Origin of the sequence: Kitasatospora sp. NPDC057518, from assembly GCF_042802075.1 — a bacterium.
GTDB lineage: Bacteria > Actinomycetota > Actinomycetes > Streptomycetales > Streptomycetaceae > Kitasatospora.
On sequence record NZ_JBHVEU010000544.1, the window covers coordinates 1 to 5,375 of the forward strand.

General features: G+C 73.6%; 6 protein-coding genes and 2 tRNA genes. 1 reads left to right on the forward strand and 7 read right to left on the reverse strand.

From position 1 onward, the window contains the following. Positions 1 to 15 precede the first annotated feature (15 nt). The 7 genes from ACFU7Z_RS35555 to ACFU7Z_RS35585 all read right to left on the reverse strand — a co-directional run bounded on the left by ACFU7Z_RS35555 (position 16) and on the right by ACFU7Z_RS35585 (position 3,667). Positions 16 to 1,461 carry an MFS transporter gene (locus ACFU7Z_RS35555; RefSeq protein WP_049651988.1) on the reverse strand — a complete coding sequence of 482 codons (1,446 nt, stop codon included), beginning with the start codon at positions 1,459 to 1,461 and terminating at the stop codon, positions 16 to 18. A 103-nt stretch (positions 1,462 to 1,564) separates the two neighbouring features. Then, on the reverse strand, positions 1,565 to 2,128 hold the full coding sequence (locus ACFU7Z_RS35560; RefSeq protein WP_234348396.1) for a TetR/AcrR family transcriptional regulator: 564 nt from the start codon (positions 2,126 to 2,128) through the stop codon (positions 1,565 to 1,567). Positions 2,129 to 2,226: 98 nt separating this feature from the next. Further along, a complete protein-coding gene (locus tag ACFU7Z_RS35565) occupies positions 2,227 to 2,649 on the reverse strand; it encodes a MaoC family dehydratase (protein WP_049651990.1) in 423 nt (140 codons plus the stop codon). Between the two features lie 5 nt (positions 2,650 to 2,654). Next, positions 2,655 to 3,113: a MaoC family dehydratase N-terminal domain-containing protein gene (locus ACFU7Z_RS35570; protein ID WP_049651991.1), complete on the reverse strand. Its 459-nt coding sequence runs from the start codon at positions 3,111 to 3,113 to the stop codon at positions 2,655 to 2,657. A 117-nt stretch (positions 3,114 to 3,230) separates the two neighbouring features. Further along, positions 3,231 to 3,395: a 50S ribosomal protein L33 gene (gene rpmG, locus ACFU7Z_RS35575; RefSeq protein WP_006604855.1), complete on the reverse strand. Its 165-nt coding sequence runs from the start codon at positions 3,393 to 3,395 to the stop codon at positions 3,231 to 3,233. Positions 3,396 to 3,478: 83 nt separating this feature from the next. After that, a tRNA-Met gene (locus tag ACFU7Z_RS35580) sits at positions 3,479 to 3,551 on the reverse strand. A gap of 43 nt (positions 3,552 to 3,594) precedes the next feature. Continuing rightward, positions 3,595 to 3,667 (reverse strand) — tRNA-Thr (locus tag ACFU7Z_RS35585). Between the two features lie 279 nt (positions 3,668 to 3,946). Here ACFU7Z_RS35585 and ACFU7Z_RS35590 point away from each other — a divergent pair. Then, positions 3,947 to 5,215: a hydrolase gene (locus ACFU7Z_RS35590; RefSeq protein WP_074003979.1), complete on the forward strand. Its 1,269-nt coding sequence runs from the start codon at positions 3,947 to 3,949 to the stop codon at positions 5,213 to 5,215. Positions 5,216 to 5,375: the final 160 nt, after the last annotated feature.

A 5,375-nucleotide genomic window follows, 5' to 3' on the forward strand; every position in this document is an offset into this window, starting at 1 on the left:
CCCCTACGCCCCCGTTCAGACCCGGGCCGGCTCGGCCCGGTCCGCCGCCCGCTCCCCCGCCGCCGCGACCGGCGCCTTCCGCCGCCGCGGGATGAACACCGCGGCGAGCGCGCCGAGCCCGACGGCGGCGGCGCCGACGTACAGCGCGGGCACCAGCCCGTCCGTGAAGGCCCGCACCGACTGGTAGCCGCCCTGCCCCGAGAACACCGCCGCGAGCACGGCGACCCCGAGCGCCCCGCCGACCTCGCGCAGCGCGTTGTTGGCGCCGGAGGCGATCCCCTGCTCCTGCGGCCGGACGCTGGCCATCACCAGCTGGGCGGTCGGGCCGAAGTACAGCGACATGCCGATCCCGCAGATCACGGTGGCCGGTATCTGGGCGACGTAGTCGAGGCCGGTGCTCCCGTCCACCACCAGGCCGTACAGCGCCAGGCCCGCGGCCTGCAGCGCCAGCCCGGCGACCACGATCGGCCGGCCGCCGATCCGGTCGGAGAGGATGCCCGCGATCGGCGAGACCAGCAGCGGCATCGCCGTCCACGGCAGCATCCGGATGCCCGCCTCCTGCGGGCTGAAGCCGCCGACGCCCTGGAGGTACTGGCTGATCAGGAAGATCGAGCCGAACATCCCCAGGTACATCAGCAGGCTGGCCGCGTTGACGGCGGAGAAGGCCCGGCTGCGGAACAGTCGCATCGGCAGCATCGGGTGGGCGGCGACCCGCTGCTCGTACCGGACGAAGGCGGCCAGCAGCAGGGTGCCGCCGATCAGGGCGCCGAGGACCAGCGGGCTGGTCCAGCCGTCCGGGTTGCCGCGGATCAGGCCGAGGACGACGCCGAACATCCCCAGGCTGACCAGCAGGGTTCCGGGCACGTCCAGGGCCCGGCCCGGGCCCCGGCTCTCGCCGAGCCGCAGGTAGGCCAGCGGCAGCAGGACGAGGCCGACCGGGACGTTCACCCAGAAGATCCACTGCCAGGAGAAGTGCTCGGTCAGCGAGCCGCCGATCAGCGGCCCCGCGGCGACGGCGAGGCCGCTGACCCCCGACCAGATGCCGAAGGCCATCCCCCGCTTGCCCTCGGGCACCGCGGCGGTGAGCAGGGTGAGGGTGAGCGGCATCATCACCGCGGCCCCGGTGCCCTGGACGGCGCGGGCGGCGATCAGTTCGCCGATGCCCGGGGACAGCGCGGCCGCGGCGGAGCCGGCGGTGAAGACCGCCAGCCCGACCAGGAAGATCCGGCGGCGGCCGAAGCGGTCGCCGAGGGCGGCGCCGAACATCAGCAGCACGGCGAAGCTCAGGGTGTAGGCGCTGACCGTCCATTCGAGGTCGGACAGTCCGCCGCCGAGCTCCTCGCGGATCGACGGCAGCGCGGTGGTGACCACCAGGTTGTCCAGGGCGGCCATGAAACTGGCCGCGCTGACGATCACCAGGGTCCAGACCGCCGCTCTGCCCATGGCAGGTTTCTCCGTCATGACGTCCCCCAGGTTCCTTAGGTAGTTATTGCTCAATAACTTCTTTGGGCCGAAAAGAGGCCGCACGGACACCCCGTGCGGCCCGTCCATCCGGGCGGCGCGCCTACTCGGGCGGCTCGCACCCGTCGAAGCCGGCCCAGATCCGGTGGTCCGGCGGATAGCCGAGCGCCACCAGGGTGTTGATCAGCATCCCGTACGCGAAGAACTGCGTGGCGTCCTTCATTCCGCCGCCGATCCGGATCCTGACCCGGTCGAACAGGTCCTCCCACAGCAGCCGGGCGGTCTCCCCCACCTCGTCCTCACCGGCCGCCCTGGCCGCGGACGCCGAGACGTAGAGCTGCATCTGCATCATGAGCTGGTCGCCGTTCTCGACCAGGCCCAGGTACGCGGTGGACATCGCCTCCGCGGCCGCCTCGCCGGACAGCCCGGCCGAGGCCTCGTCGAACACCCGCCAGGTCTCCTCGACGCAGCGCTCGGCGGCCGCGGCGAAGATCGCCTGCTTGCTCGGGAACAGCCGGAACAGGTACGGCTGCGAGACGCCCACCCGGCGGGCGATCGCCTCGGTGGAGGTGCCGTGGTACCCGCCCCGGGCGAACTCGGTCAGGGCGGCCCGGACGACGCTCTCGCGCCGCTCCTCCGCGCTCATCCGGATGCTCGACTTCGCCATGGGCCCCAAGTTAGTGGCCAATCACTATCTACGCAAGGCCCGCGCCGGCGGCCGGAGATCCCGTACGGGACCCCGGCCGCCGCGACCCCCGGGGCCGCTCAGCCGAGCCGGACGACGGCCCGGGACATGCCGAGCACCTTCTGGCCGCCCGTGGTGGCCAGCAGGTCGACCTGCACCCTGCGGTCGTCCAGCTTCTTGGCGACCTTGGCCGAGACCTCGACCACCGCGCCGACCCCGTCGTTCGGTACCGGCACCGGACGGGTGAACCGCACGCCGTACTCGACCACCGCGGCCGGGTCGCCGACCCAGTCGGTGACCACCCGGATCGCCTCGGCCATGGTGAACATGCCGTGCGCGATCACGTCCGGCAGGCCGACCTCCAGGGCGAACTTCTCGTTCCAGTGGATCGGGTTGAAGTCCCCCGAGGCCCCCGCGTACCGCACCAGTGTGTCGCGGGTCACCGGGAAGGACTGCGCCGGCAGCTCGGTGCCGACCTCGACCTCGTCGTAGTCGATCGCCATCGCGCTCACTCCCCCGCCTCGTCGGCGGCCCGGGCCACCAGGGTCATGACCGACGTCACAACGTGCCCGCCGGTCGCGTCCGTCACCTCGCCACGCACGGTGAGCACGTCGTTGCCCGCCAGCGACTTGATGTTGTCGATGGTCACCGTGACCGACAGCCGGTCACCGGCCCGCACCGGGCGGGTGTAGGCGAACTTCTGGTCGCCGTGCACCACCCGGCTGAAGTCCAGACCCAGCTCCGGGTCCTCGACCACCTGGCCGGCCGCGCGGTAGGTGATCACGAACGGGAAGGTCGGCGGGGCGATCACGTCGGGGTGCCCCAGCGCCTTCGCCGCCTCAAGGTCGGTGTACGCCGGGTTGGCGTCGCCGACCGCGGTCGCGAACTCGCGGATCTTCTCCCGGCCGACCTCGTACGGCTCGGTGGGCGGGTAGCTACGCCCGATGAAGGAGGGGTCGAGCGCCATGGCGGCTCCTCGGAACGCGGGTGGATACGAAAAAAACTCCGGGCCGCACCCCCTGTGAGGGATGCGGCCCGGAGCAAGAGACCTGAGTTCACACAGGCCCGTCGCCCTGCAAGAGGGTCAGCGGGTCTCGCGGTGCGCGGTGTGCGAGTTGCAGCGGGGGCAGTGCTTCTTCATCTCAAGACGGTCCGGGTCGTTACGCCGGTTCTTCTTGGTGATGTAGTTCCGCTCCTTGCACTCCACGCAGGCCAGCGTGATCTTCGGGCGGACGTCGGTGGCAGCCACGGGAGTGCCTTCCTTGGACAACGAATAAGAACACAACAAGAGTAGCCGACCGGGAGTGCGATCTCCCGACCGACTACGCGGGGTAGCGGTGACCGGACTTGAACCGGTGACACAGCGATTATGAGCCGCTTGCTCTACCAACTGAGCTACACCGCCACAGTGATCCGCGGCACAGCCGGAGCTGACCGCTTCTCACCAGAGCCCCCATGCGGAATCGAACCGCAGACCTTCTCCTTACCATGGAGACGCTCTACCGACTGAGCTATAGGGGCGAACGAGGAAGAGATTACACGTTTCGCGCCCGGAGGTGAAATCCGTATCCCGCGGCGAAGACCGCAGGTGGGCGAGGGGTACGGACGGACGATCCAAGGCCCGGCGTTCGATCGGCCCGCGAGCCGCACGGCCCGACCCGATACGACTATTGCCCGCCTCCCGGCGACCCGCCCCCCGGGCCCATAGGCTCGACGCTCATTGATCGGGAGGACTGGCCGGCGGTACGGGCCAGCCGTACGGGGCCGACCGCACGGGCCGGCCCGAGAAGGAGCCGGGCGATGGACAGCGCAGCCGCCGACGGGCCGCACTCCGGGCCCGGCCCGGCGGCCAACCCGCTCGGGCACGGCCCGGTCCTGCTCCTCACCGGCGCCCGGCTGGCGGACGGGCGGGTGGTGGACGTCCGGATCAGCGGCGACCGGATCCAGGCGGTCGGCACCGTCGGCAGCCTCGGCCCGCTGCCCGCCCTGCCCGGCGCGCCCACCGTCACCACCGGCGCCCGGATCGACCTGCGCGGCTACCTGCTGCTCCCGGCCCCCGCCGAGGCGCACGCCCACTACGACACCGCCTTCTCCGCCGCCCTGCCCACCCCGCCGCCGGACACCCCGGCCGACCTCACCCGCCGGGTCACCGAGGCCGCGCTGACCTCGCTCGGCTACGGCGCCACCGCCCAGCGCACCCACGTCCGGATCGGCGACGTGCACGGGCTGCGCCGGCTGGAGGCGGTGCTGACCGCCCGGCAGGCACTGGGCGGGCTGGCCGAGCTCCAGGCCGTGGCGATGCCCCGGCTGCTCACCGGACGGGCCGGCGCGGACGGGCGGGCGCAGCTGCGCGAGGCGCTCAAGCTGGGCGCCACGGCGGCCGGCGGCTGCCCGGAGCTGGACCCGGACCCGGCCGGGTACGTGCAGCTGCTGCTGGAGGCCGCCCGGGAGGCGGACTGCCCGGTGGACCTGCACACCGGCGCCGGCGACGCCGCCCAACTCGCCCGGATGACCGGGGCGTTGGCCCCGCTGCGGCCCCGGGTGGCACTCGGCCCGTGCGGGGCGCTGCCCCGGGGCGCGTCGACGGTGCTGGCGACCAGCGGGGTCCGGGTGGTCTGCCTGCCGCAGAACGGCTGCTGCACCGGCATGGAGGGCCGCTCGGCGGGCCTGCGGCCGGGCCTGGTACGGGAGTTGGCGGCCGCCGGGGTGCCGCTGGCGGCGGGCAGCGGGGCGCTGCGCGACCCGTCCAACCCGGTCGGCCGGGCGGATCCGCTGGAGTCGGCCTACCTGCTGGCGGCCGGCGGGGAGTTGACCCCGGAGGCGGCGTACGACGCGGTGGCGAACCAGGCCCGGGCGGCGCTCGGCCTGGCGCCGGTCCGGGTGGACGCCGGGTTCCCGGCGGAGCTGCTGGCGGTGCGCGGGGACAGCCTGGCCGGGGCGCTCGCGGGCGGGCACAGCCGGCTGGTGGTGCACAGCGGCCGGGTGGTCAGCCGGACCAGCGCGGTCCGGGAGTTCGCGGACACGGTGGCGCTGGCGCTGCCCCGGCAGTCCGGGGGCGGGGACGGCTGAGCCGGTCCCGGAGTGGGCCTGATGGCCCCTGACGGCAGATGGGGGCGGGGGACGGGGGTGGCCGGCCCCGCCCCCCCCCGCGGGGCCCCGCCGGGGGGGGGGGGGGGGGCCCCCGCCCCCCCCCCGGGGGGGATAACCCACAGAACGAGCCCCCGACGCG

Bases quoted from the DNA above. Each gene is read 5' to 3' on its own strand.
- ACFU7Z_RS35555 (WP_049651988.1), bottom strand. From the start codon at position 1,461: ATGACGGAGAAACCTGCCATGGGCAGAGCGGCGGTCTGGACCCTGGTG.
- ACFU7Z_RS35560 (WP_234348396.1), bottom strand. From the start codon at position 2,128: ATGGCGAAGTCGAGCATCCGGATGAGCGCGGAGGAGCGGCGCGAGAGC.
- ACFU7Z_RS35565 (WP_049651990.1), bottom strand. From the start codon at position 2,649: ATGGCGATCGACTACGACGAGGTCGAGGTCGGCACCGAGCTGCCGGCG.
- ACFU7Z_RS35570 (WP_049651991.1), bottom strand. From the start codon at position 3,113: ATGGCGCTCGACCCCTCCTTCATCGGGCGTAGCTACCCGCCCACCGAG.
- ACFU7Z_RS35590 (WP_074003979.1), top strand. From the start codon at position 3,947: ATGGACAGCGCAGCCGCCGACGGGCCGCACTCCGGGCCCGGCCCGGCG.